Origin of the sequence: Virgibacillus sp. 7505, assembly GCF_002272135.1 — a bacterium.
In the GTDB taxonomy this organism is placed as follows: Bacteria; Bacillota; Bacilli; order Bacillales; family Amphibacillaceae; genus Terribacillus.
Map to the genome: position 1 here is coordinate 1 of NZ_NPBF01000006.1, position 26,962 is coordinate 26,962.

Genomic DNA, 26,962 nt, shown 5'->3' on the forward strand with positions numbered 1-26,962 from the left:
GGATACAGAAGTGTTTCTTATATTGAAGAATTTTAGATATCAACTTATTAAGTTAGAAAATAATTTCTACATCATAGATAAAGATAAGCCATATCTACTCGTCTTTCTTTTTCCTTTTCTATATTGGCTATTCCCTAAGAGGATAGTGCAGATTAGTGAAGGGTCCGCTAATCTTTTACAAACTATCCCAAATAAAGATACAAAAGCAGGTAAATTAAATCTATTTGCTGTTGGGATATCTATGACTATAGCAAACTTAACACAACCTATATTAAATTACTTTTATATACCAATTTCTCCATTTATCGCCAGCATAATTGTTATATTATCTTCTGCCACCCTGCTTTATTTCAGGTTTTTAATTAGTATACGTAATAAGAGATCTATCTATAAGAAGTTGGATCTTAACAACAACAACAATCATATAAAAATCTGGATATTTCCAAGGCCTTTAAAAAAGATGATCTCTATTACTTTTATGAGTCTTTTTTGTGCTGCATTTACAACAGTGCCTATGTATGCTTTTATTATTCACGGCAATTCATTCATATTATTCATCGGTATTGTGTTCTTTTTCATCCTATTGTTCCTAAATATTTTAACTGTACCCCACGGAAAAAATACTGTTAAAATTATTGTAAAATCATAGTTCCACTACCAATTTCCCTTCTCTTGAAACATTGGGAAGTGAACTCGAGTCAATAGATGAATATAACTCCCTTCTTTCTATTTAACTCTTTAACATTCCTATTCAAAAAGAAAAGCCTCCCTTCTCAAACAGCAAAGGGAGGCCTTTTCCTTATCTATCAAATGTAACTTTTTCAGAAACTTCACCAAGAGTCAATTTCGTTTCCCTCGGCTTCGTCTCCGCAATAACCTCACCATTCCGTACAGAGTAAAGCACTGCAGCTTGCTTCCGAATCGCTTCGTATTCATTCTCTGCTTGCAGCACGATCAAGTTGGCTGGCTTTCCTTCTTCAATGCCGTACTTGTCTTCGATATGCAGTGTTCTTGCGCTGTTAGCCGTGATCATGTCGATGCTATTGACAATTTGGTCGTAGCCCATCAGCTGCGTTACATGGATGCCCATGTGCAGAACCTGCAGCATGTTGCCTGTTCCTAGCGGGTACCATGGGTCAAAGATATCGTCATGCCCAAAGCTGACGTTGATACCTGCTTCTTGGAGCTCTTTCACTCTTGTGATTCCTCTTCGTTTCGGATATGTGTCAAAGCGTCCTTGAAGATGGATGTTGACTAATGGATTGGCTACCATGTTGATATTGGATAGTTTCAGAAGCCGGAATAGCTTGGAAGTGTAAGCATCGTTATAGGAGCCCATAGCTGTTGTATGGCTGGCTGTCACTCGTTCGCCCATGCCGTAGCGATGCGCTTCTGCGGCTACTACCTCGACAAAACGAGATTGTTCATCGTCGATTTCATCACAATGGATATCAACGAGACGATCGTATTTTTCGGCTAATTTAAATGCTGTCTGCAAGGAATCCACGCCGTACTCTCTCGTAAACTCGTAATGCGGGATGCCGCCGACAACATCTGCTCCCATGCGAAGTGATTCTTCCAGCAGTTCCTCCCCATTTGGATACGATAAAATTCCTTCCTGCGGGAAAGCAACAAGCTGTAAATCAACATAAGATGCCATCTCTTCTTTTACTTCAAGCAATGCCTTTAAAGCTGTTAATTCTGGATCTGTCACATCGACATGCGTACGCACATGCTGGATACCTTGTGCAATCTGCCATTTCAATGCTTGCTTCGCCCGTGTTTTTACATCCTCCAGCGTGAGCAGCTCTTTCCGCTCTGCCCAGCGCTGAATCCCTTCAAACAACGTCCCGCTTTCATTCCAGTTTGGCTCGCCTGCTGTCAGCGTCGTATCCAGGTGGATATGCGGTTCAATAAATGGCGGCAGTACTAGGTTCCCCTGCACATCCATGATTTGCTCGTCTCGGCTTGCCTCGATCGATGGAGCGATTCTTTCAATCTTTCCTTCTGTGATTTGTATTTGCCAGAGGCCATCTTTATTTCTTAGTTTCGCATTTGTAATAATCATGATTCTGTCACCTTTTCCACATTAAGATTTAGTTTCGCTTCAGCTGCTTTTGCTGTAATGACTGAAAGAACCACATATACTGCCGCCGCACCAATCAATCCGTTCAATGGCGGGATACCAGGCAGAAACTTCGCTGCACCAGCTCCGATCGCCCAGGCGATCATTGCATTCCAGTTCACTGCTTTGAATGTCATCGTTTCAAACGCTGGGTACTTTCCGCGGTTTACGATGAAGTAGTCTGCAATCAAGATGGCACCGATAGGCGGCAGTACCGAACCAAGCGTTGTCAAGAATCCTACAAAGTTGTTATACAGCCACATCGCAAGGATAGTTCCGACAATACCATTGAAAATGACCACTTTATTCTTTTTGATTTTCGTAATATTGGAGATTCCCAGTCCAGACGCATAAATCGCATTATCATTTGTCGTCCAAATATTCAGGCCTAACACGATAATCGCCGGAATGATAAGCCCTTGCAGGAACATCACTTCTGAGATGTCCGATTGACCTGTTACGATGGCTCCAATTGCACCAAACAGGAACATCAAGGAATTTCCGATAAAGAATGCGATGACTGTTGTAATAACGCCGTTTTTCGGTTTATTCGCGAATCTTGTGAAGTCGGGAGTCAATGTTCCACCACTGATAAAGGATCCCACACAAATTGTCAATGCTGCTGCAACACTGATTGTCTCAGCTGGTTCATGCTGCATAAGGGCACCGAAGCCGCCAAGTGTATCCACCGCTTCGAGTGCCGAAAACCCACCTAGAGCTATAATCGAAGGTACTGCGATAAAGCTTAGAATCGTCAATGCTTTCATTCCGAAGAAAGCTGATGCCGTCATACATAATCCTAAGATAACAATCAGTACGTAGGTGTCTATTCCTGTCACCTTATGAACCGGTAAAGCGAACATAGCCGCTCCAACTCCGAACCAACCTACTTGTGTTGCACTCAGCAAGAAGGAAGATAAGTAAGACCCTTTTTCACCAAAGGCATAGCGTGTCAATAAGTGCGTGGATAGCCCGGTCTTCGCTGAGATATAAGCAAGCGCTCCAGTATAAGCTCCTAGAATCAAGTTACCTGCTAAAACTATTAAAATGAATTGTGTCATGGACAAACCTAAACCTAAAGTTCCTCCCGACACCATGCTAGCCGAGAAAAATGTAAACCCCAGCATCACCATCAGCATCTTCCAAAAACCATTGCGGTGTGATTGCGGTACTGCCTGAAGTGAAAAATCATGATCTATCTTTTTCTGTTCCATTGTTATTCCTCCTGTTTTAGTTAGACTAAAACTGGTACCGAGGAAAAAAGAAAAGAGGCTTCCTGCCATCACTGACAGGAAGCCTCTTTAAACATGAGGATATAAGGGTATAGCTATCCCATTACTCCGCATAGTTTCCGAATGTCCTTGTCAGCCTCACGGGACTGAATTAAAGGTACCAGTATCAAATTAAAGATATTATTACAATAATTTTGAGGAAAGTCAACAACTTCTCTCAATCTGACTCTAGTAAATGCCAGCAGTCTCTACATCAGCTTTAGACTTTCACCACAACATCGTGCCAAGTGTCATTAATTTCTTTAATAACTTTCAGATCACATTTCGGCTCTCGATTATATGTCAACAATCCATTGATTTCCTGCTCTACATCTGTCAATTGTGTATAACAATACCCATGCAGGATATCGGAACTATAAACAGCTTCCATTATTCGTCTGTAATCTTCTACAAACTCTTTTTCATTCTTTACAGATGTATATCCCCAGCCGTTGTCTTCACCAACTTTGTATCCAATACCACCAAATTCGGTCAGCAGAATCGGTTCCCCTTCATGCTCGAAACCATCAGCATAGATACCGCGAAGAGCTGGTTGTGCATGCAGTATAGATTCCTTCGTCGCCAAAGAGTTTTTAAATAGCTGATATTTTGCCTTTTCCTCATTGGAACCGTGATTATAGTTATGAATTGCACAGATATCGGACCTTGTCAGCTCCCAGCCGTCATTGGAAATAACCAATCGAGTTGGATCCAAGGAATGAATAAGATGATACATCGCCAACGAATGATGCTGCTGTTGCTTGTTGCTCTTGATGAAAGGCACACCCCAGCTTTCGTTAACGGGAACCCAAGCCACGATAGACGGATGATTATAATCACGCTCTATGATTTCAATCCATTCCTTTGATAGCCTACCCGCAGCTTCTTCACTGTAAGACGGGAAGGCTGCACACTCTCCCCAAACAAGGAATCCTAACTTATCCGCCCAATACAAGAAACGCGGATCTTCTACTTTTTGATGCTTTCGACAGCCATTAAACCCCATCTCCAAAGCCAATTCTATATCCCTTTTCAAGTGCTCATCACTAGGCGCCGTCAGCAGCCCCTCCGGCCAATATCCTTGATCAAGCACGAGCTTTTGGTAATAAGGTTTATTGTTGAGATAAACCATACCATTTTCCTGATGCACCTTCCGCATACCGAAGTAGGAATCTATTTCATCTAATACATGATTGTCATCTTTCAAGATGATGCGGATATCGAATAAGTTAGGGTTTTCCGGAGACCAGTTCCAGCCGATATGATGGAAATTAGTTCGGAATATACGCTGGTTATAAAGATTGATTGCGCGCTTATTATAAGCATCAATCAGCTCGATTGTATCTTTGGCTATCCTTTCACCTTTATAAGAAATCTCAATCTCTACCTTCTTCTGCACATATTCACCCGTCACATCGTACTCCACAATAATATCGCCGCGGTCGATGTCCGGTGTCATACGCAGTTTAGATATACGCGTTACATCAACAGGCTCAAGCCATACAGTTTGCCAAATACCAGTTGTACGCGTGTACCAAATAGCCTCTGATTGTTCCTGCCAAAATTGCTTACCTCTCGGGATTGTCTCATCCATTGAGGGGTCCTCCACACGTACAACAACTGTCTCCTTTTCCCATGTTAAGTTTTCGGTAATATCCAATGAAAAAGAAACATGACCGCCTTCATGGAATCCAGCATACTGCCCATTAATATAAATCCACGCTCGATAGTCCACCGCTCCAAAATGAAGAATGACTCTTTTATCACTCCAGTTTTCTGGAACGGTAAAGTCACGCCTGTACCAGACATGATCATGAAAAGCTGTATCCCCAATACCGCTCAATTCCGTCTGATAAGCAAAGGGCACATTGATCTTTCGGTCAAATGCATGCCCTGCTTGGAACCACCTTTCCTTCAACCCTGCATTCCTATCATCAAATGCAAACTCCCACTCACCGTTTAAGTTCATCCATTCTTTTCTTTGTAATTGCGGTCTGGGATATTCCGTTCTGTTCATCTTTCCGCTCCCCTCACTCAACCAAGATTTATTTATCTGCCTTCAGTTTAATAGGTTTGTTTTTGGCCAAAGCCATAACAGCAACTATCAGCAGAAGCATCAAACTGATGTAATCAGACAAAAAGTAGCATACAGCAGCTAATCCGATCCAATAGACTGGCAGTTTATATTGAAGCGTATTATCACCCAACAGCTTCCTAGCGAAAATAATATTCAACACAGCAATCACTACAAAAAAGAAACCATATGTAACCGAGAAAATATAAAGGTTATCGAACCAGGATTGGAATCCGTTCTGCTCCAATCCCGCATCAGCTCCCTGCATTTTCCAATAGAAGGCGTAAAAGAAAATGGTGATGAACCCTGTGAGCAATTGCCACCCGCTGACAGCATAGAGTAATTTTCTTTCCATCGACCTGCTCATTGCTTCCCCTCCTATTACATTATCCTTTCACACCTGATGACAGAGACATAGACTGCATGAAATACCGCTGCGCAAACAGGTACAGCAGGAAGGTCGGAACCAAAGCAATCAATGCACCCGCTATTCCGATCCCCGGATATGTCATGTATTGCCCTTGCAGCAGCTGCAGCCCTGGTGTAATCGGAAGCTTATCGATATCGTTCAATACAATGGACGGCCATAGAAAATCATTCCAGGCTCCTGTGAAACTGAACAATGCCACAACGGTTAATACAGGTCGTATGAGCGGCAGGATGATCAGGTAGAAAATCTGGAATTCACTGGCACCGTCTATCTTGGCGGATTCATCGAATGTTTTAGGTATCCCTAAGACAAATTGCCGTACAAGGAAGATATTAAATACCCCGGCTGCCCCTGGGACAATGACAGCCAGCGAGTTGTTCACCCACCCGATGGAGTCGACAATGCTGTACAAAGGAATCAGATTCACAACAGCAGGAAACATCATCGATGCCAGCAGCATCCCGAATAACAGATCCCGTCCCTTGAACTGAAGCCTTGTGTATCCATATGCCGCAAGCGAAACAACCACCAGCACCAGCAATGTATGTCCGACTGCGATAATCAGTGAGTTCAGGAACCATTTCATTACCGGTGTAGAAGCATTATTAAATAGTAATTCGCTGTAGTTGCTCACAGTCCAATGGATCGGCAAAAAGCTTACCGCCGCATTCGTGATCTCTGCTTCAGATTTAAAAGAAGTGAACACAGCCCATATCAACGGAAACACCCACAGCACAGCCATCACTAATAAAAAGATGAACGCGATGATTTTAGTCTTATTATTTCCTTTCATGAGTACGCACCTCTAATCCCGGTCTCTAAGCAGATAGAATTGAACAGCAGAAACAACCATGATACAAACGCCGAGCAGCACTGCCATCGCCGAGGAGATACCAGCAATCGACATACCGGAACCAAATGCATTTTGCTGAATGTACATAAGCAGGACATGTGTAGAATCACTTGGACCTCCGCCTGTCAGCATCAATGGCTGTCCATATACATTGAATTGCGCAATAGTCGTCATCACCAGCGTAAATAAAATCTGATATTTTATGCTCGGCAAGGTCACTTTGATGAACTTCTTTAATGCACCCGCTCCATCCAAATCCGCAGCTTCCATTAAATCCTTAGGCACCCCGTTCAGCGCCGCTAAGTAAATGACCATATTTCCGCCGATTGTCCACCAGACAGTGACCAGCACCAAAGCAATCCAAGCATTCGGTTGATTATCGAGCATATTCGTCGTTATATTTAAATAGTTTGCAAGAGTACCATAGGTCACACTGAAGAGGAACTGCCAGATAATCATCACAGCTGAAATAGCGAATAGCGAAGGCAGATAAAACAGCGACTGAAACACCTTGTTCAATCTCGGACGTGCGGATAAGGCCAGCGAAATCAGTAATGGAACAATGATACAAAATGGGACAGTGAGAAGCACAAAGATAAATGTATTTTCCAAGCCGTTGTAAAACTGTGCTGAAAAGCTCGACTCCGCATCGAATAAGATCATCTTATAGTTTTCTAAGCCAACAAACTCAGGACTCGAAAATAAATCCCATTTGGTAAATGAAATATAAACGCCAAAAACAGAAGGAATCAGAAAGAAAATAATAAAAATGAGCATATGGGGTCCGACGAATAATGCCGGCCAAAGATTCAGCTTCTTCTTCTTTACCGTCTGCTCTTTGCCAATCTTTCTCTCCGCTACAGTTGCCATGTGTTTTCACCCCGATATAGAGAGGAGCGGAGAATTCTTATCTTCTTCCGCTCCAATGTTTGCTTATTGACTCATCTTGTCATTAACTATTTGTTGTATCTTTTCTAACTGGTCTTCAATTTCTACCTTGCCCTGAATCATATCCCAGCCGGAATTATCAATTTCTGCGAAGATATAAGATGTGCCAGGCTCTGTAATAATCGTGACAGCATCGCGGGCTTCTGGTGTTTTCAACAGGAAGGATTGTGGCATTTCAAGATATTCTTCATTTTCAAGCATACCTAGTGCTGTCGGATTTGCCCCTGATTTGATCCATTCCAGCTGATTCGTCTGCAGCCATTCAATGAATGCTACAGTACCTGCAATTTTCTCTTCGGAACGTTCTTTGCTTTTGAACATAGCGAACTGATCAACACCGCTTCCTTGGATAACATTGTTCGCATCATATTGCGGTGTAAATGTCTGACCCCACTCAAAGTCTGTAATCTTTTCCATTTGTGACAACATCCATGTACCTTCTGGAAGGAAGATCAATTTGCCGTTATTGAAGAGTTTGTTTACGTCCTCACCATTTTTCGGCATATAGCCTTCATCATGCAGATTTTTGAACTGTTCCATTGCTGCAACAGCTGTGTCATTGTTAATGGTCGGCTCGCCATTTTCAGAGAACTTCCCGCCCATCTGATAGTACAGATTGCTGAAGTTCTGCATTGCCCACGAGAAACCATAAGAGTAGATGCCATCTGCTTTCGCTGCCGCACCTGCTTCTTCGATTTCTTCGTATGTCACGATGCCGTCATCAACTGCACCCGGGGCATACTTATCAACCAAATCTTTGTTATAGTACATAACCCAGCTGCCCATTGTCGCCGGAAGGCCGAATTGATCTCCATCGACATTTCCAACATTCCAAGCTTCCTCTAAGTAGTTTTCTTGTTTTACGTCCGTTCCGTCAATATATTGATTCCAAGGTTCGAGCATTTCCTGCGATTGGAAGGTCGATACCGATTCCGATGCAATCAGTGCAATATCCGGAACCCCCTTACCAGAGCGGGTGACTGTCGATAGTTTGTTATTAAATACGCCGCCCTCCATAGAAACAAGCTTCACTTTAAATTCCGGATCTGTCTCGTTGTATTGATCGATATTCTTTTTGATAAGGTCACCATCAGGTCCAGTAGTGCTGCTCCATAGAAGGATCTCATTAGAACTGCTTCCTGATGACTCCTCACTGCTGCTGCAGGCACTTAGAAACAAAGAAGCTGTCACAATCAACATAAGGATCAATTTGAAATTCTTCATCCTATTCTCTCCCTAGAATTATTTTCTGTTCTTTATAAGAAGGTCCTTCAATGATCAATTTCCCATCCTCAAAATACAGCTTATCGATCCTCATCTGCCGGTCTCCGCTTGGAGCTTCAGGGTATGTATGCGTGTGATATACAGCATACAAAGTCTCTCCGTCAGGACCGATAGTCACGCTGTTATGCCCTGGACCAGATATTCCGTTTTCCAAGTCCTTAGCCAGAACCGGATTTTCTTCCGCCTTTTTAAAAGGACCCCTTGGATTATCCGCAACTGCATATCCGACAGCATAATCCGCACTTGCAAAGTAATTCGACGAGTACATGAGATAATATTTATCCTCTTCCTTCAGCACAAACGGTCCTTCATTCCATTGATAGTCATCCTGGAGTCCTTCCCATTCTTGATCCGGCTGCAACAATAATTGAGGGTCTCCTTTTAACGCTGTCAGATCCTCCGTCATCTCCTGTACGAATATTTGACTGACATGATTTCCGTTTATGATGTTTTCCGAGCAGTCTTTCACATAATATAAATACGGAATTCCATCATCGATAAAAATATGACCATCTATATAAGAGCCTTCTTCTTGAATGATATCCGCATTCGTTTCTGTAAACGGACCTAGCGGATCAGAGCTGGAAGCTACAGCGATTCGCAAGCTGCCATCCTTATTGCGGGCACTGTACGTCATCATATACTGGTCACCGTGCTTGATAACCTCAGGTGCCCAAAAGTCACCGGTTGCCCATTGCTTCTCCTGCTCCGTACTATCAAATGCCAGCCCTTCTTCTTCCCAGTCGACCATATTATCCGACTCCCAAACCCGAAAACCTATAGAGGCAGCCGAGGTAGCATACATGTAATACTTATCTGAATCCTCATCCTTTAACACAAACGGATCACCGATATTCGTTATCCCTTCTATTGGGTTGGTATAAGCCATTTCCTTTTCTTGTATCATCGAAAGAACGCTCCTTATCCCTATGACTGAAATAACAGCAGCTGCTATTGCAATCACCAATATCTTTGCGCTGATTCGTTTTCTGATTTTGATCTCCCCTTGATTCAAGCAGAATGTAAGCGTTATCAATATGAACGATCACGAAAAACCATCTTTAACCAACTCTTGTTCCATTCAGAGAACATACATTAAAGATGAAAGCGGAAGGCGGAAGGCTACTGATAAATCTTTATCACTCCCTTTACACTTTAACTAATTGGTTAATTAAGTTATAATGAAAGTGCTTACAATTTGTATTATTGATTACAAAATCTTTGTTGTCAACACGTAATTTAATTGCCTTATTAGTTAATAACATGTAATGATAAACCTTAATCAATAAAAAAAGCTATTACGACAACCCTCAGGGAGTCTTTCGTTAACTGGAAATAAATAAAATATAAAAACTCCAATTGTCTTTTCACGCAACAAGCGGGACAATTAGAAAAAAGCAGCCGGAGGTAACAGTTCATGCAGCTTGATCTTAGTCAAAAATCATTAAATGTTTATGAGTGTTTAGCGAGCGAAACACGATTAAAAATACTTGAATTGCTTTCTGTCGAGGACCTGAATATCAGTCAGCTTGCTGCCAAACTCGAAATCAGCAATGCGATTGTTACCCGACATATCCAAAAACTAGAGCAAGCTCAATTAGTTACTTCTTCCAAGGCAATCGGTAAATCCGGCCAGCAGAAGATAATCCAGCTGAATGTGGATAATATCGAAATCAAGCTGCCAAAGAAAATCTATTCGAAATTTGAAAACAGGATGACCCATCTAAAACTTGGCCACTATACGGATTATTCCGTCCAGCCAACCTGCGGACTAGCAAGCACTGAAAAGATAATTGGCAGACTTGATGATCCGAAATATTTCATGGACGGCGAACGTATGGATGCTTCTTTACTGTGGCTTTCTTCGGGCTATGTGGTATATAAAGTGCCGAACCTATTAAAGAAAAGTGAAAAACCAGAGATGCTTGAAATCAGCTTGGAAATAGCATCTGAATTCCCCGGTTCCAATAATGTCTGGCCGAGCGATATCAGCTTTTATATCAATAACATCAAAGTCGGCACGTGGACATGTCCAGGGAACTTCTCGGATGTAAGAGGTTTTTATACACCAAACTGGTGGGAGGATACAAACAGTCAATACGGTTTGCTGAAGCATCTGCGAATCAATCATGGGTCTACTCATATTGACGGAGAGTTTTTGTCTGACGTGACTATTGAGGATCTAGGACTTGAATCGCATCATCTTATAGAAATTAAGCTTGCAGTTGAGCCTGATGCTAAGCATGTTGGGGGACTGACGTTATTTGGTCAGGGGTTCGGCAACCATGATCAGGATATAAACGTGAACTTGTATTATTCTTGATTCAAGGTATTGCCCATGCAAAAACGGCATCCCCTTATCTGGATGCCGTTTATATCTCATACCTGATCTTCCTACCATACAAAATTCAGCCATACCTAGAAATCTTTCTTCACTGCCTTACCAATAACAAGATAAGCAATGATGAACCCGATGATACCAAGCACCACCGGCACAGCAGTGAAAGAGAACAAATTCGTGCCATCGCTATTAATCGAAGATGATAAAATAACAATAATCAAAATTGAGGATGTGATCGTAGCAGGTACGGAATATTTCCTCATTCCGAAAAACAACGGAATAAGCGACATCCCCGCCACTGAAATCCCAGTGACCAACAGATGCCCCGTGTTTTCCCATAGTAGATTGATCGGGAATGAAAACCACAAGATTCCGTATATGTTATTCAGCAGACCGAAGATAATCGATAGCAGAAATACCGATACAAGAAACAATACAAATGTTAATAAGCTTATGACAATCACTTTAGCCATGAGCAATTGCTTCCGACTAACAGGTGTCGTGAACAAGACTGTTATCGTTTTACTCTTAAACTCCTCAATAACCATGTTCGATAGCAGAACCGAGGCATAAATGACAAATGCAGCTACCGCCATAACCTCAATGAACATCATAATTTCATCTGCGCTGGCAATAGAATCAGCGGTTATTTCCGTATCAACTCCAAGCAATAGAAGGATACCAAGTATTCCAGCGTTTATTGAAAGGAATGTCACACCTACTGTTAGGAAGTTCATTCTCTTCATTTCTAACCTCATCAGATTAAGCATGTTTTTTGCTCCCTTCCATCCGCTGCATGAAATAGCCTTCCAGAGATAAATTTTTATTGTTGATTTTCCCGATTTCGACGCCATTGCGAACCATCGCCAGTATAATATCGTTCTGGGAGATAGCAGGATCGTAGACGTTGATCAGATCCTCTTCTTCTTTCACTTGGAAATTTTTCGCTTGAAGCTCATGCTCCAATACATAAGCTGCTTTTGGATAGTCGGATACCGAAAGCTCGATATGCTCTGTGTGATTGCCTCGTATTTCTGCCATGGATGTTTCTTCGACTAATCTGCCTTCCCTGATAATGCCGATTGTATCTGCAACGTGTTCGATTTCCCCAAGTATGTGACTAGAGATTAACAGCGTAACTCCGTACTGCCTGCTGAGCTTATAAAACAAATCCCGCAGCTCCTGCATGCCGATTGGATCCAAGCCATTCACCGGCTCGTCTAAAATCAATAGCTCGGGCTTTGTCACGATGGCTCTCGCAATACCCAATCTCTGCTTCATACCAAGCGAAAATTCTTTGACTTGTACGTCTTCCACGTTATTCAAATTCACTAATGCCAACGCCTCCGAGATAGCATCCTTCTTGTAGTAGCCCATGTATTCACAATAGATCTCCAGATTCTTTCTGGCAGATAGTTTATCGTAAAAAATAGGATATTCAATGATGCAGCCTATTCGTTTAAGTACTTCATGAGAATTGGCTTGCAGCCTCGTCCCGAGCACCTCTATGTCCCCAGCGGTTGGTTTGATGAGGCTGGTCATCATCTTCATGATGGTTGTTTTTCCCGCACCATTCGGACCGAGGAATCCATATATTTCGCCGCGCTTCACATTCATACTGACATTGGAAACAACGTCCTTCCCGCGGTACCCCTTTGTCAGCTGATGCGTTCTGATAGCATATGTCATAAGCTAACCCCTTTTCGTTGATTTCCTTCACTTTACCAAAGGAAACTGTCATTCCACTTACGGAATCCTTACGACTTTCTTAAGTTTGCTGTAATCGTTTATTTTGGGCTTCGGGAATGTAAGTGTAAAGGTGGTTTTCATATTTGGTATACTGGTGAAATGGATTTTCCCCTGCATTTGCTCCGTCAAGCGCTTGGCGATCATCAGCCCAAGACCACTGCCCTGTGCTGTGGAGGTTCTCGCATCATCCCCTGTGTAAAGCCGCTCGAAGATCCGATCTTTATCAGCTTCCTGAATTCCTCTTCCTTTATCCCACACCTCTATATAGACGTTCTCCTCGTCCTGACGCAAGGTCATCCCAACGGTTTTTCCATCCTTCCCGTAGCGAATGCTATTGGACAATAGATTTTCTAAAATACGTGTCAGCGCAGCCGGATCTGCTTCTATATAAATCGACTCCTCTGGCAAATCAATATGTACGGCAAATCCCTTACTTGTTAACGTATCGTAATAGCCAAGTATCGCTTTGCGGCAAACCTCGTTCAGCTGAATCCGTTCCATTTCCAGCTGCCAATCCTCTGATTCGAGCTTCGCCAGGTCAAAGAAGGTATTGATCAATCCCGCAACCTCCATAACCTTTACTTGAACCTTGCCCAGAAGCACTTCTCTCTCTTGCGCACTAAACTGCTTGTCATGCTGAATCGTCTCTATATATCCAGAAATAACGGTGAGCGGTGTTTTCAAATCATGTGAAACATTCGAAAGCATCCGATTAGTGGATATCCGGAGGCGCGCCAGATCTGCCATGGATTCCTGGTGAAAATCCAGTAAATTATTAATCTCGTTCAGCAAATCGCGCAATCGCTGGTCTTCCGTCACGAGCAATAACCGCTCAGCAGAATCCGTTGCAGTAATAGCTTTGAGTTTCACGGTCATATACTGCAGTTGCCTGCTCATTTTCTTCTTTGTCCGGAAGTGCAGAAACAGCAAAATACCTATGCACACTACCAAAAAGGCAACAACATAAATCATGTGCTTATCTCCATCTTGTAACCAATGCCCCATATCGTTTTTATATACTTAGGAGCAGACGCATCATCCTCAACCTTTTCCCGCAATCTGCGGATATGTACATTAATGACATTATCATCTCCGTAATAGGCTTCCTTCCACACACTTTCAAACAGCTGCCCTTTTGTGAATACTTGATTTGGACTTGTTGCAAGCAAGCGTAAAATCTGGAATTCCTTTGCTGTCAGATTAACAGGCTCCCCTTTTTTGCTGACAGAGAAGTTATTCAAATCAATACGCAAATCATGCACACTCACGACTTGCTCCTTCTCTTCGTATGGCTGACTATACTGCTTCGACCGCCGCAGCGCCGCCTTCACCCTCGCGGTTAATTCAATGAGCGAAAATGGCTTTCCTATGTAATCATCTGCACCAAACCCAAGCCCCAGCGCCTTATCCACATCACTATCCTTCGCAGACATGATGAGTATCGGCAGCATGCTCTCACGCCTGATCAGCTGCACAATATCCAGCCCGTTATAAGCAGGCAGCATCAAATCAAGAATAATCAGATCTACGCTTTCCTGCGCAAACAGATCCAACGCCGCCTGCCCGTCAAATGCGGAGAAAACCGTATATCCTTCCTTCTTTAAATGAGTGGCGACCATCTCATTAATTTGGGTATCGTCCTCAACTAGCAGTATCTTTTCATTCATTTTTTCACTTCTTTCTCTCGAGGTATCACATTTTATATACGTACAGTATACGGGAAAACTAGAGCTGATTTTGTTTTATTTCTGATCTTTGACATGGTCCCCAAATAAAAAACAGCCTCCTATATACTGGAGGCTGTCCCTTTAGAATTTAAATTTCGCCAATGCTGCTTGTAAATCCATCGCCATCCCCGAAAGAGCTTCCGACGAAGCAGAAATCTCTTCCATAGCGGCAGATTGCTGCTGTGATGCTGCTGCATTCGTTTCATTGGATTCAGCATTTTCACGTGCCGTCATCTTGACTTTGTCCATTACTCCTACAATGCTTTTACTTCCGACCGAGACTCCTTCAATTGTTTGAGAGACTTCCTGGACGTTGTTGGTCACTTGGTCGATAGCTTGTTTTATTGACTGGAATGATTCATTAACGTTTTCTGTTTTTCTGATGCCTTCTTCCACATTTTCTGCACCGTACTGCATGGCTGAAACAGCTTTATCTGTTTCAGCTTGGATATCCGAAATGAGAGAAGTAATCAGTTGAGTGGAATTAGCCGATTGCTCAGCTAGTTTTCTCACTTCATCCGCAACTACAGCAAAGCCTTTGCCTTGCTCACCAGCTCTGGCGGCTTCAATTGCCGCATTCAACGCCAGTAGATTCGTTTGATTTGAAATATCACTGATCAGATTGACGATTGTCCCGATTTCTTTTGATTTTTTATCTAGCCCATTAACGAATAAACCAATTTCTGTTACGGAGTTATTGATTTCACTCATCTGTTTTACAACAGCAAGCACAGCTTCTGTTCCATCCTGCGAATTGCGGGATGCAGCATCTGACAACGACATGATTGATTGGCTGTTCGTTTGTGCCTCTTTTACACGTGTCTGCATATGCTCAACAGACGCTACTACTTCTTCCACATGATGCATGGTGAGCTCTGTACCATTAGCTGCTGTCTGAGTTGCCGCGGCTATCAGTTCTGCAGATTTAGAGCTTTCTTCTGCACTGGCCGTCAATTCTTCAGATGAAGCTGCTACTTGATCAGATGTCTCAGCGATTGTTTTCATAACATCTGACAGGTTCTCCCGCATCTCACTTAGATTCATTGTCAACTGTCCAATTTCATCGTTTGAAGAATCCTCAACAACGTCAGAAAAATCACCTTTACCTGCATTGTGCATCGCCTGAGAGATGCGACCCAGTCTTTTCTTAATACCTCGGGTGAAGAACAGTACCACCACGATGGCTACAATGACCACGATGACCAAGACTGCAAGGAATATTTTTGTGAAATCAGCAATACTTGATGCAACCATGCTATCCGAAGCCCCGACATACCATATGCCAACAACTTCTCCCTGGTCATTTTTTATTGGTGAATAAGCTGTCTGGTAACTGTTCCCGACTACCTTAGCTTCCCCATAATAGTTTTCTTCCTTCTCAATAACAGCTTGTTTAACTGCATTTGAAACCTGTGTTCCGACAGCGCGTTCCCCATCTGTCATTACATTCGTAGCAACACGAGTATCCTGTTGAAAGATCGTTACGGTATCCCCTGTCAATTCCCCTATTCGATCAACAAGATCAAAGTTGTCGTTCATTTTGGTTTCACCTTTGTACAAGGCACCATCCCTGATTTCCCAGGAACCGGGATGAACTGCATCAATATATTCTTCGGCAAGCTGCAAATCCGATTTAGCTTTTTCTAATGCAATTCCTTTCATTCCATGCGTCATATTATTCATTACCACATACGAGATAATTCCAGCGAATAGTAGGACTACTGTTAACACAAGTAAATTAATTTTTGTGCCAAGCTTAAGACGATTGATGACTCTCATTAGTCACCCTCCTGAAGTTTTCTAACCACTACCGCCGTGAAATTAGCTCGAATGTAATGATGATGCGTTTCCCGTTTACAGTGGCTTAACATATATCGGCTATATTTTTCAAATTTAAACATGTAAAATGTGGGGTTGGCAGAAAAATAATTTCAATTTGAGATAAGGATGATTTCCTTATAGAGAAAAACAAAAAAAGCGGCTGTAATTCAGCCACTTCAGTACCAATTGGAATTCCAGCTCAGCCTCTCAAATCCGGATATAGTTTTATCATAGCGTCCGAAATCATGTCAGCCATTTCTCTTGCTTGTTTTTCAATTTGATCATACACTGCAATGTCCTTTTCGTAATCCTTATTGATCATGTATACAGCTTCCTGCTTCGTTAGGGCCAAATGCTGATAAAACATTCCTCTCACCTGCTCCACTGGCAGAAACCTGTTTACACTGTTAAGGAAAACAGCTATTTTATCCGCATTTTCATACCATTTTCTTTCTGCTTCATTTGCAGCCTGAGTATTGCCCGCGAGCGCAGCCTTCACCAGATCTGCTGCCACCAAGAGATGCTCTTTAATTAGTGCTGCGTACATGTTGGCAGCATTATCTCCATAAATCGGGCGGAACATATTCCCCATATCCTCCGCATTTTTCAAGAGACGCGCTAAAACAAAATTCACATCTGGCAAATTGAAAGTAAGACTGATGATAGCCATTCGCGTCCAAGCAACATGCTCTTCCCAAAGGCTCCGTTCATTACGCATCAATTCAACTTCTCTTTGTGTATAACATTCGTTTGGCTGATTGTTGTGTTGCACATATCCATAGGATGGATTGTAATTTTGTCTGAGATATGTATCCTCTGGTGTTATATAAGTGTTGTGATTTGGAACCTGATTAGGAAATTCTCTATTGTAATAATACATGAACTTCTCCCCCATACTTATATCCTTTAACGTTTACAGTGTATTCGTTATTGGAAGCTGGGTGCTTGTTTATCTGAATCTATAAAGGTCTTTCGTTTTTTTCTGGAACGATTAAATACCCATTAATTGAATCGTTACGACACTTAACACCTTTCATCTTAGATACTTAATTAAATATATGATGTAGCAGCCAGCATCTGTTTCACCCACTCTTTACGTCTATCTGGTTCAATCAGATTATCATCCTTTACATACCGCATCATATAGAATCCATCTGCAGCAGAAATACTAAGCACGATCTCATGCTGCAGACATCCTTTTTTTCTAACTTTCGTTTCTACAATGCAATAATTCTTTTCCTGCGCTAACACTTCCCCAAACTCTATCTCATTGGATTGAAGATAGGTCGCTGTATGATCTGCTATAGACGGTGCTTCCATTTCTTCATAATAATCGATCGTGAATGTTTCTTTTGTGTTATATGCGTATATTTCCTCAGCCGAGGTGTACATAAGCATTTCACTACCGTTGTACATTGTATAAGTGACAGGAAGTAAGTTTTCCAATGTAAATGCCGGAAGGAAACGCTCCATGTTTTCAAAGTAATCAGCTTGAGCCGGTACAACTGACTTTGCATCTGGCAGCCTATCGCCTTTTCCATCAAGGAATACCTCACTATACTTCTGATATCTTGTGACCCAGATATTCCTCCCTTCTACCTGCACCTGTACATAGAAACTGGTTATATTATTCGGATTATCCCCATTCTCATCCGCTTCATTGACACACGTGTACATATGCTTACGCGTATAAGTAAATGCGGCTTCCTGCTCCGATTGTTCCAAGATTTCAAAGTTAAGTAATTGTGATTCGACATTATAAATCTGGAAGGTCATCATTAAGCTGAAATGGTTCAAAAATGACATATCCCTGTGTTCTGGATGAAACATATCAGTTAGCTTGTCTATGTCCTTTGCGACGAAAGTCTTCTCAAGTTTCCGTATGAGCTTTATTAATGTCTCTTCATTAATAGTGGCTTTTCTTTTAAATAGTGACATAATGGACTCCTTTTTTAAGCGTACTCAACTTCACAGTATAGGATTCGCTATATAAAATCACTAAGGCTTCTGCCTTGTTTTTTTCGCAAAAACTCGTTTAATCCTGGTAAAATGTATGTGTTTTTCCTATTATCTCCTCATGTAACTACTAAGCTATATTTTTAGGATGATATATGTTATTGAATTCCACCGAACAACTTGCTATATTAAATTAATAAATAACCAATCAATGATGTGACCAAGTAAATAAGGATTGTGAAACAGAAAATATAGCCTTGGCTGAGAGCTATATCACCCCTTCTTATTGAAACCTGCCACGGAGATGTTAGATAAAAACTAACCGAGTCGTTTCGTTACAAACGTAGAGGACTTAATATTTTATATTAAGTTGAACTAAGGTGGTACCACGTCTGTTAAGCATAGAGACGTCCTTTCTGGACTCTCTATGCTTTTTATATTTTAAGGAGGAAAAACAATGTCCCAAAAGACAAACGATTTTACAAAGTGGTATATTGATACGATTCAAAAAGCTGATTTAATTGATTACACGCCGGTCCGCGGCAGTATCGCATTCAAGCCGGACGGCTATGAGATCTGGGAGCATATTAAAGAAGAAATGGATAAGCGATTTAAGGAGACTGGTCACCGTAATGCCTACTTCCCTATGCTAATTCCTGAATCTTTCTTCCAAAAGGAAAAGGATCATATTGAGGGCTTCTCTCCGGAGCTTCCTTGGGTGACTGAAGCTGCTGGTGAACAATTAGAAGAGCGTCTGGCATTGCGTCCGACATCGGAAACGATGATTGGCCATTTGTACTCTAACTGGATTAAGAGCTATCGTGATCTTCCTGTACTAATTAATCAGTGGGCGAATGTATTCCGCTGGGAGAAGAAAACTCTTCCATTCATTCGCACATCTGAATTCCTATGGCAGGAAGGTCATACGGCTCACGTGGATGAAGAAGATGCACGTAAAGAAACGATGCAAATGCTCAGCATCTACAAACAAGTCGTGGAAGAATTGCTCGCAATTCCTGTTTACGATGGACAAAAAACGCCATCTGAACGCTTTGCTGGTGCAGTCGACACCTTCTCTATCGAAGCAATGATGAAGGATGGAAAAGCCGTACAAGCTGGTACCTCCCACTACTTAGGAACAAAATTTGCGGAAGCTTTTGATATCAAATATCTGAACAAAGAGAACAAGCACACACACGTGCATACAACATCATGGGGTACATCCACACGTCTGATTGGTTCCGTCATCATGGTTCATGGCGACGAGCAAGGACTTGTTTTGCCACCGAGAATCGCACCGACGCAAGTTGTGTTGATTCCAGTCGGTCCATGGAAGAAGAACCCTGCGATTATGGAGAAGCTAGACGAAATCTTTGCAGCGCTAAAAGCACAGGGCATCCGCGTTCGCCTTGATGATTCAGACCAATCTCCTGGCTATAAATTCAATGAATGGGAGCTAAAAGGTGTCCCTGTTCGCATTGAACTAGGACCACGTGATTTGGAGAGTAATCAAGCTTTGATGAAAGCTCGCGATGCAGATGAAAAAGCAGCCGTAGCTTTAGAATCTGTAGTCGAGAACATTCTAAAAGAACTTGAAACGATGCAAACTCGACTATTCGAGAAGGCAAAAGCATTCCGCGCAGAGCATTCCCATACGCACATCAATACAATGGAACAACTGAAGCAGCATCTGGCAGAGTCCGAACAAAACGGTCAAATTCCCGGCTGGGTTCTAGCAGGCTGGTGCGGAGATGATGCTTGCGAGGAAGGCGTAAAAGAAGAAACAAAATTCACTACACGGAACATTCCGTTTGACCCACCAGCAACTAAAAACACTTGCCTGCATTGCGGCAAGGAAGCAAAACATACAGTTTGGTTTGCTCGGGCATATTGATTTTTAAAATAAAAATGGATTGATCCAAGTGATCAATCCATTTTTATACTTCACCGTTCATAATGGCTGGGGATTAGTATCGTTTCTCCATGAGAAGACATACCTTGCCTTCGCGCACTTTCATTTCATACGGCGTATAGCCCATCTTTCCCCAAAAACAAACAGCTGATTTATTCCTTTTATATACCGCAAGCCGACACGTATTCGTTTGCCGGCGCAACAAACTTTCAAAATAATCATACGCTTGCTTTGAGGTATTCGAGCCCTGAAACTTCTTATGAATGACAAATGACTCTATCCAAGGTGTATTATCTAAAGGATTTTTCATCGTAAAATCGACGATTCCAATATACTTATGGTCATTTTTGATGAGCATACGTCTCACTTTATAGGATTGCGCTTTAGCAAATGTCGTTTTTATATCTGCTATAGTAATTGATTTTCTATTTCTGGTTACTAGATTGTATTCCGGATTGGAATTCATTATTGCAAGTTCTATAAACATCTTATTCATGTCGTTTTCCTCTAGACTAAACATAATAGTGATTAGTAGAACCTCTCTTTTTTTTAATAGCTTATTTTTATATAAGCTACAACATCAACGTGTTTTTTACGTGTCCTTTACATAGTATTCATTGCAAAAGTGCTTTCCAAGGACTCATTACCAAAAACCTCTACAAGGATTATAATCAAGTTTTGATGAAGCTCGCGATGCAGATGAAAAAGCAGCCGTAGCTTTAGATTCTAGTCGAGAACATTCAGAAAGAACTTGAAACGATGCAAACTAGGCTATTCGAGAAAGCAAAATCATTCCGCGCAGAGCATTCCCATACGCACATCGATTTAAAACAGCATCTGGCTGAGTCCGAACAAAGCGGCCAAATTCCTGGCTGAGTGCTAGCAGGCTGGTGCGGAGATGATGCTTGTGAGGAAGGCGTAAAAGAAGAAACGAAATTCACGACACGGAACATTCCGTTCGACCCTCCCAAAACTAAAAACACTTGCCTGCATTGCGGCAAGGAAGCAAAACATGCAGTTTGGTTTGCTCTTGCATATTGATTTCAGCAAAAAAGGAATGATCTAATTTAGATCATTCCTTTTTTCTCTAAATGCCGAGCGTCATTTTCCGTAATTTCAGCTGACTAACTAAGGAAGTAATTAATGTATCCAATGGATTAATAATAGGACTAGAAGTCTTAATCTCAACTTCCTTAGCTGAATCCACCATAGATAATTGTGCAACGGAGATGACCTTACCTTCCTTAATGATAGTGCTGATAAACTCGAAAATCTCTCTATCATATTCCTGTTTCAAACCCTGCATTATCAACTTAAAAGTATCGTTTAGGACGATTACATCAATATCTAATGTTTTTTGATGATGTTCAGCATAGCGACTGAGACGTTCCATCGTACCTTTCACAGTAGCGGGATTAGTAAAAAGGATCGTCTGAGGAAGTTTCACATTACTTATGATTTCAAAATAGGGTTCATCAATTTTGAATATTGGTACAGATATTGATAGCTGTTCTTCCTGTAAGAGTGCAATATAGTTTGTACATGTAATGAGAATACCATCTACATTACATTGGGCAATCCATTCCAATTGCTCTTTCACTTTAATTTGAGCGTCCATTGATTTGAAATTATTATCAAATGTGACTCGATGCATTAAAGCAGGATCAACAAAATGGATTAATTCAACGTCATATGCAGCTAGTGCATTTTCCATATAATCAATATTTGAATAATGCGCGTGTAAACATCCTAACTTCCTTTTCAAATCCATCCCACCCCTCATTTATTTGAATCATTCTACCAATAGCCTTATTGAAATGTCTATGAACATAATTTTGAAAACTATTAACAGCCCTTCCCTCTTCTTTAATCCACACTATTCAAATAAGACTTTCGCCTCGTTTTTCTTATATGCAGCCGTTTATTACCAGTAAATTCGATGTGTTTTTCTCATTTTCCCTCGCACCAAAATTTTCCTTTATTATAATCAAACTAGGACAATAGCTAATGGAAAAATCAGGTGGTGAACAACATTAAAAATCTAGATGTTCGAGACATTCAGCAGCAAGTTGACAGTACCAAGGATTTCATCAGCAAAACAAAAGAAAGCGTCGAACAAGTCAAGCAAGCTCTTAACGGCATTACAACCCTTCATGACGGATTCGCAGGAAACACCGCAGATTCCATCCGCTCCTTCTATGAAGAAGCACACAAGCCCTTCCTCGAATTCATGGAAAGCTTTTTGGTACAATATGAAGAAGCACTAAGCACCGTCAATGAGCAAGTCCTCTCCTTCGAACCGAACGAAAGCGGCTTTATCCGCCAGGAGTTTTTAGAAGGAGAACTGACCAGTAAAATGCAAAAAGCACAGGACAGCCTATCAGCTACAACTGACGCAATCAATCAGCAGCTTAATAGTGTCAGTGATCTAGCATCCGTATCACATGTAAAAGATGATGTTTTCCTTGATTCCATCACCGATGCAAAAAAGAGAATTACTAAAACAATTGATAATATGTACGAGATGGACTCGAATGCTACTAGTAAGCTGGATAATTCCCAGGACGATATACAGCAGATGAAGACGTATGTATCTAAGCTAAGGAATGCAATTGATAAGAATAGTATTACTGTCGGGAATTATAGTTCTGACCAATTAACAAAACAGGAATTCTATAAAGACTTTCTACTATCTACTAAAGGTAAAAAAGCACAAACTAGCAACACTCCTGTACCTATTACAAGGGATGAGTTTGAAGCATTGCGTGAGCACTTCAAAGATAGTAAGAACGTCGAAGATGATAGGTTTGAATGGAACGGAGAATACATCACCTTAAATGATGGTCGTATTATAAGAGCGTATCAGGATACAACCTCCCTTCAAATGGCTTTTGAATTTGTTTCACATATTCCTGATAAGCGTGAGGATCTTAAGGAATATAAGCAAGAAGAAGGCAAACAGATTGCTGTAGATGCCTACAATTTCCTAATAGGAGATGACTTGCGTACCCTGACTGATCCAAATGCTTCGTTAGGTGCTTTTTCTATGGCTGCACTCTCTATGGCTGGCCCGGGTAAAGTCATTAAAGGTTATAAACTATTAAGAACAACAGGAAAGTCTTTTAAAAAGCTCGATGACGGCGGAATACCCGCAACAAAAGCGAAAACGAAAATAGAAACGAATCAAAACGCTATAATCGCGAACAAATTCCCTGATGAAAGTTTACCTTCTAATGGTAAGTTACTGAATTATACGATTGAAGACGGTGCTATAAAAGGCCTTAATGGTCAAAGGCATTTAGATTTCATTATTGATGCAGAGAACAACCTCGTTATAGGGAAAAAACATCATTTCTTGGGTAATGCTCAAGATGTTAAAGCAGCAGGTCAACTCAAACTTAACGGCCAAGGTAAAGTTAGAAGAATTGATAATTTATCTGGACACTATAGGCCCACTGTTAATGAAGGTATGAACTATCCAGATCTTTTCAAACAAAATAACCTAAATATAAATAACTCATGGTTAGAACTATATGAGATCAAGATAGATGAAGATGGATTTGTAGAGAGCATTGATAAATCAGTAAGTAGAAAATTAAAGTAGGTGTTTATTTTGGATAGAGATAGCTTAAAAGTAAACTTAATAAAGTGTGTAAAGGAATTAGGTGTATCTGCCCTTGAAGATATAAGGTTTAAGGTTACGCCTACAGTTGAAGAAGGAAAAAAATTGAGTTCTACTGATGATTTTATGCGACTAAATATCTTAAGCCAGAAGAATTTAAATGGTAGGCTCTTTGAGATAGATAAGGTTGTTAAATTAATTTCTGGTCCTCAATCGACATTTCCAATATGGATAGATGTTGAATTATTAAAAAGCGAAGATACACATATCTTAATTGAACTAAGAATTAGTATGAGATTTAGAAAACCAAGCTTGTTACAGAATCAAGACACTGAACACCCCCCATTCAGAGCTATAAAGAATTGAGTTCCATAGACAACAATTAGTACAGTTTTAACTGGATGTTATCATCGCTAAAAGAGTTGATGAGTGAATAAATTAAAGAAAGAAATCAAATGCACATCAATGATGATTGTGGCATAAAAAAATGTTACGCTATTATGAGGGTATCAGTAAGAAAATACTGGGTAAGCGAAATTTTTGAGGATGTAGCAGACCTGCTGCTAAGCAGGAAATATATTGCTTGCTTAAGAAAATTAGATAAGCAATACCCAGAATTAGATTTAACGCTTTACATTGATTTTGCTGAGAGTCATATCTAAGAGTTAAATTTAAGTAGGAATGCTGATCTCTGATTTAGCTAAACCAGAGATCAGCATTCTAAAAATTGAATCTAGATAAATTTCTTCCCCTTTCCCCAATACAACCCAAACAACAAAACAAACCACACCGGAGTCAGCAACAACGCCGGCCGTGTCTCATCAGCAACCAGCATGATAACCAGAACCCCTGCAAACAACGCCAGCACAGCATAGTTCACAAACGGCGTAAATGGTGCCTTAAATGTTGATTTCTTCTGCAATTCCGAACGTGTTTTCTTATATTTAATATGACAGATAAGAATGATGCTCCATACCCAAATAAAACAGATAGCACTAATGCTTGTGACAATGCCAAAGGCTTGTTCTGGTATGAGTTTGCTTAAGAGTGCTCCTGCTGATACGACAATAGCAGATAACCATAAGGCATTCGCTGGGACGTGCTTTTTGTTCAGTTTAGCAAGCTGGGCTGGTCCCTGGTCTTGCTTGCTTAAATTATATAAGGTGCGGCTTGTGGAAAACATGCCGCTATTCCCGGCTGATGCTGCGGATGTTAAGACGACGAAATTGATTATACCTGCAGCGATCGGGATACCAACTAAACTAAATGTCTTCACGAATGGACTTTCGGCTGCATTCAGTTCTGTCCATGGATTAATCATTAACAGAACGAGCAGAGCGCCAACGTAGAAAAATAGAATTCGTAAAGGTATCTTATTGATCGCTGATGGGATGTTCTTAGCAGGGTTGGCTGTTTCGGCTGCTGATACCCCGATTAGTTCCACTCCGACATACGCAAAGACGACCATTTGGAAAGCTAGTAAGAAGCCAGAAATTCCATTCGGAAATAGTCCGCCATGCTCCCACAGATTTGTAACTGAAACGGTTCCTGCATCAGTCTGGAATCCGATCACCAACAGTACAATACCGATACCAATCAATGCAAGGATCGTAACCACTTTGATCAAGGCAAACCAAAACTCCAATTCCCCGAATAGCTTTACCGTTAATAGATTAAGCCCTAATAAAACGACTACACAGATAAGTGCAGGTATCCATTGCGGGATATCAAACCAATAGTTCACGTACACTCCGACAGCAATTACATCCGCCATCGCTGTCATGATCCAGCAAAACCAATATGTCCACCCTGTCACAAACGATGCCCAAGGTCCGAGATAGTCTTCGGCAATGTCTGTAATAGATTGATAGCCTGCTTTCGATAACAGCAGTTCCCCTAGCGCTCGCATCACGAAAAACAGCGCTATACCTACGATTAAATAAGCAAAGATGATAGAGGGACCTGCCAGCTGTATTGCTTTTCCAGATCCTAAAAATAATCCGGTACCAATCGTACCGCCAATGGCAATCAACTGTACATGTCTATTGGATAAGTCCCTCTTTAACTCTTGTTGTGCCAACTCTAGCTCCTCCTTCATTTCAACCCAATAAAAAAAGAGATTGGAGGCTCTCCAATCTCTTGATCACAAGAATAACAAATACTATTGGTCATACGCGCGCAGCACAACCCAAATACATATCCGATACTCTTCTGTCCTTTTGCCTGAGATTGTGAACCCTTCGGCGCCGCGCAAATGGCGGTCTCTCCAGAAGCTGCTCCTGCTATAGTGTGATCCATAGCATTCATAGCTCTATTATTAAGTTATTTAGATTCTGTTGAATAGTCATTATTCTATTCCTTGTTAGATTTTTTGTCAAATCCTAATTTCGTCTACGGGCTCGTCATTTCTACTAACACCAGCATTTCAGCATTTTATGTGCTGTTCACCAAGATTCCGCTAAACCCCTAAGATACTTGTACCCTTCAATATTTTATCAAGGACATATAATACCCTGTATCCTAAAATAATGGAGGTGAAGATATGTCAGTTGGACAATATCGTTCATTATGCCAAAAATATACCGGTAAAGCTGTTGAAATCCGTTGCTATGACGGAAAAGTCCATAGAGGAATCATCCAGCGGGTAGACCGGGATCGTGTATATTTGCAGCCTATGGGCCGCTCCAGAAATCTAGGAGGCTTCGGTTACGGAGGCTACGGAAATGGGTATGGCGGCGGTTATGGTCGCAGTTTTGGCCGCGGCTTTGGCTTTGGTGTTGGAGTAGCTTTTGGAGCCATCGCAGGAATAGCCTTGCTTTCTCTATTCTGGATCTGACTATATAGCCGTA

General features: G+C 41.4%; 26 protein-coding genes, 1 riboswitch and 1 other annotated feature. Of the genes, 8 read left to right on the forward strand and 18 right to left on the reverse strand.

From position 1 onward, the window contains the following. The coding region (locus CHH91_RS02275; protein ID WP_095221587.1) for a DUF443 family protein at positions 1–649 on the forward strand (649 nt) is incomplete at its 5' end. Between the two features lie 150 nt (positions 650–799). On the opposite strand, the gene CHH91_RS02280 is transcribed toward CHH91_RS02275, so the two are convergent. The 8 genes from CHH91_RS02280 to CHH91_RS02315 all read right to left on the reverse strand — a co-directional run bounded on the left by CHH91_RS02280 (position 800) and on the right by CHH91_RS02315 (position 9,892). Then, the gene (locus CHH91_RS02280) at positions 800–2,068 is read right to left on the reverse strand and encodes a cytosine deaminase (protein WP_095221589.1); all 1,269 of its coding nucleotides are present in this window, start codon (positions 2,066–2,068) and stop codon (positions 800–802) included. Next, positions 2,065–3,339 carry a cytosine permease gene (gene codB / locus CHH91_RS02285; RefSeq protein ID WP_095221591.1) on the reverse strand — a complete coding sequence of 425 codons (1,275 nt, stop codon included), beginning with the start codon at positions 3,337–3,339 and terminating at the stop codon, positions 2,065–2,067. The genes CHH91_RS02280 and codB overlap by 4 nt, the downstream gene beginning before the upstream one ends. Positions 3,340–3,616: 277 nt before the next feature. Further along, positions 3,617–5,413 (reverse strand): glycoside hydrolase family 2 protein, encoded by a 1,797-nt coding sequence (locus CHH91_RS02290; RefSeq protein WP_095221593.1) that lies wholly within the window; start codon positions 5,411–5,413, stop codon positions 3,617–3,619. A 28-nt stretch (positions 5,414–5,441) separates the two neighbouring features. Further along, positions 5,442–5,837: a hypothetical protein gene (locus tag CHH91_RS02295; RefSeq protein WP_095221595.1), complete on the reverse strand. Its 396-nt coding sequence runs from the start codon at positions 5,835–5,837 to the stop codon at positions 5,442–5,444. 19 nt (positions 5,838–5,856) lie between these two features. Further along, the gene (locus CHH91_RS02300; RefSeq protein ID WP_095221597.1) at positions 5,857–6,693 is read right to left on the reverse strand and encodes a carbohydrate ABC transporter permease; all 837 of its coding nucleotides are present in this window, start codon (positions 6,691–6,693) and stop codon (positions 5,857–5,859) included. A gap of 12 nt (positions 6,694–6,705) precedes the next feature. Further along, entirely contained in the window at positions 6,706–7,623 is a 918-nt protein-coding gene (locus CHH91_RS02305; protein ID WP_095221599.1) for a carbohydrate ABC transporter permease, read from the reverse strand. Between the two features lie 63 nt (positions 7,624–7,686). After that, the gene (locus CHH91_RS02310) at positions 7,687–8,925 is read right to left on the reverse strand and encodes an ABC transporter substrate-binding protein (protein ID WP_095221601.1); all 1,239 of its coding nucleotides are present in this window, start codon (positions 8,923–8,925) and stop codon (positions 7,687–7,689) included. 1 nt (position 8,926) lies between these two features. Then, the gene (locus CHH91_RS02315; protein WP_217973685.1) at positions 8,927–9,892 is read right to left on the reverse strand and encodes a glycoside hydrolase family 43 protein; all 966 of its coding nucleotides are present in this window, start codon (positions 9,890–9,892) and stop codon (positions 8,927–8,929) included. A gap of 510 nt (positions 9,893–10,402) precedes the next feature. Between CHH91_RS02315 and CHH91_RS02320 the strand changes: the two genes are divergently transcribed. Further along, complete coding sequence (locus CHH91_RS02320; RefSeq protein WP_095221602.1) at positions 10,403–11,308, forward strand: ArsR/SmtB family transcription factor; 906 nt, start codon at positions 10,403–10,405, stop codon at positions 11,306–11,308. Between the two features lie 95 nt (positions 11,309–11,403). Here the strand turns inward: CHH91_RS02320 and CHH91_RS02325 are convergent, their stop codons facing one another. From CHH91_RS02325 to CHH91_RS02355, 7 genes are all read right to left on the reverse strand, one after another. After that, on the reverse strand, positions 11,404–12,072 hold the full coding sequence (locus CHH91_RS02325) for an ABC transporter permease (RefSeq protein WP_176465635.1): 669 nt from the start codon (positions 12,070–12,072) through the stop codon (positions 11,404–11,406). Between the two features lie 16 nt (positions 12,073–12,088). Then, the gene (locus CHH91_RS02330) at positions 12,089–13,015 is read right to left on the reverse strand and encodes an ABC transporter ATP-binding protein (protein ID WP_095221606.1); all 927 of its coding nucleotides are present in this window, start codon (positions 13,013–13,015) and stop codon (positions 12,089–12,091) included. Between the two features lie 57 nt (positions 13,016–13,072). Beyond that, positions 13,073–14,047 (reverse strand): sensor histidine kinase, encoded by a 975-nt coding sequence (locus tag CHH91_RS02335; protein WP_095221608.1) that lies wholly within the window; start codon positions 14,045–14,047, stop codon positions 13,073–13,075. Continuing rightward, positions 14,044–14,742, reverse strand: a complete 699-nt coding sequence (locus tag CHH91_RS02340) for a response regulator transcription factor (RefSeq protein ID WP_095221610.1) — start codon at positions 14,740–14,742, stop codon at positions 14,044–14,046. The genes CHH91_RS02335 and CHH91_RS02340 overlap by 4 nt, the downstream gene beginning before the upstream one ends. Positions 14,743–14,883: 141 nt before the next feature. Further along, positions 14,884–16,581, reverse strand: a complete 1,698-nt coding sequence (locus CHH91_RS02345; protein ID WP_095221612.1) for a methyl-accepting chemotaxis protein — start codon at positions 16,579–16,581, stop codon at positions 14,884–14,886. Between the two features lie 241 nt (positions 16,582–16,822). Continuing rightward, positions 16,823–17,503 carry a hypothetical protein gene (locus tag CHH91_RS02350; protein ID WP_483372381.1) on the reverse strand — a complete coding sequence of 227 codons (681 nt, stop codon included), beginning with the start codon at positions 17,501–17,503 and terminating at the stop codon, positions 16,823–16,825. A gap of 170 nt (positions 17,504–17,673) precedes the next feature. Then, positions 17,674–18,561: a hypothetical protein gene (locus CHH91_RS02355; RefSeq protein ID WP_095221614.1), complete on the reverse strand. Its 888-nt coding sequence runs from the start codon at positions 18,559–18,561 to the stop codon at positions 17,674–17,676. 220 nt (positions 18,562–18,781) lie between these two features. Further along, positions 18,782–18,997, forward strand: a binding site (T-box leader). A gap of 39 nt (positions 18,998–19,036) precedes the next feature. Here CHH91_RS02355 and proS point away from each other — a divergent pair. Further along, positions 19,037–20,473, forward strand: a complete 1,437-nt coding sequence (gene proS / locus CHH91_RS02360; RefSeq protein WP_095221616.1) for a proline--tRNA ligase — start codon at positions 19,037–19,039, stop codon at positions 20,471–20,473. Between the two features lie 73 nt (positions 20,474–20,546). Here the strand turns inward: proS and CHH91_RS02365 are convergent, their stop codons facing one another. Next, on the reverse strand, positions 20,547–20,987 hold the full coding sequence (locus CHH91_RS02365; protein ID WP_095221618.1) for a GNAT family N-acetyltransferase: 441 nt from the start codon (positions 20,985–20,987) through the stop codon (positions 20,547–20,549). A 380-nt stretch (positions 20,988–21,367) separates the two neighbouring features. Between CHH91_RS02365 and CHH91_RS21150 the strand changes: the two genes are divergently transcribed. Beyond that, positions 21,368–21,532 carry a hypothetical protein gene (locus CHH91_RS21150; protein ID WP_286160668.1) on the forward strand — a complete coding sequence of 55 codons (165 nt, stop codon included), beginning with the start codon at positions 21,368–21,370 and terminating at the stop codon, positions 21,530–21,532. 46 nt (positions 21,533–21,578) lie between these two features. Here the strand turns inward: CHH91_RS21150 and CHH91_RS02375 are convergent, their stop codons facing one another. Beyond that, a complete protein-coding gene (locus CHH91_RS02375; RefSeq protein WP_095221620.1) occupies positions 21,579–22,262 on the reverse strand; it encodes a hypothetical protein in 684 nt (227 codons plus the stop codon). Between the two features lie 252 nt (positions 22,263–22,514). On the opposite strand from CHH91_RS02375, the gene CHH91_RS02380 reads away from it, so the two are divergent. The 3 genes from CHH91_RS02380 to CHH91_RS02390 all read left to right on the forward strand — a co-directional run bounded on the left by CHH91_RS02380 (position 22,515) and on the right by CHH91_RS02390 (position 24,775). Continuing rightward, on the forward strand, positions 22,515–24,095 hold the full coding sequence (locus CHH91_RS02380; RefSeq protein ID WP_176465636.1) for a ribonuclease YeeF family protein: 1,581 nt from the start codon (positions 22,515–22,517) through the stop codon (positions 24,093–24,095). 9 nt (positions 24,096–24,104) lie between these two features. Then, entirely contained in the window at positions 24,105–24,479 is a 375-nt protein-coding gene (locus tag CHH91_RS02385; RefSeq protein ID WP_095221624.1) for a hypothetical protein, read from the forward strand. A gap of 89 nt (positions 24,480–24,568) precedes the next feature. Beyond that, positions 24,569–24,775, forward strand: a complete 207-nt coding sequence (locus tag CHH91_RS02390; RefSeq protein WP_286160669.1) for a hypothetical protein — start codon at positions 24,569–24,571, stop codon at positions 24,773–24,775. A 71-nt stretch (positions 24,776–24,846) separates the two neighbouring features. Here the strand turns inward: CHH91_RS02390 and CHH91_RS02395 are convergent, their stop codons facing one another. After that, complete coding sequence (locus tag CHH91_RS02395; RefSeq protein WP_095221626.1) at positions 24,847–26,193, reverse strand: amino acid permease; 1,347 nt, start codon at positions 26,191–26,193, stop codon at positions 24,847–24,849. 121 nt (positions 26,194–26,314) lie between these two features. Continuing rightward, positions 26,315–26,393: riboswitch (glycine riboswitch) on the reverse strand. 262 nt (positions 26,394–26,655) lie between these two features. Here CHH91_RS02395 and CHH91_RS02400 point away from each other — a divergent pair. Next, on the forward strand, positions 26,656–26,949 hold the full coding sequence (locus CHH91_RS02400; RefSeq protein ID WP_095221627.1) for a hypothetical protein: 294 nt from the start codon (positions 26,656–26,658) through the stop codon (positions 26,947–26,949). Positions 26,950–26,962 lie beyond the last annotated feature (13 nt).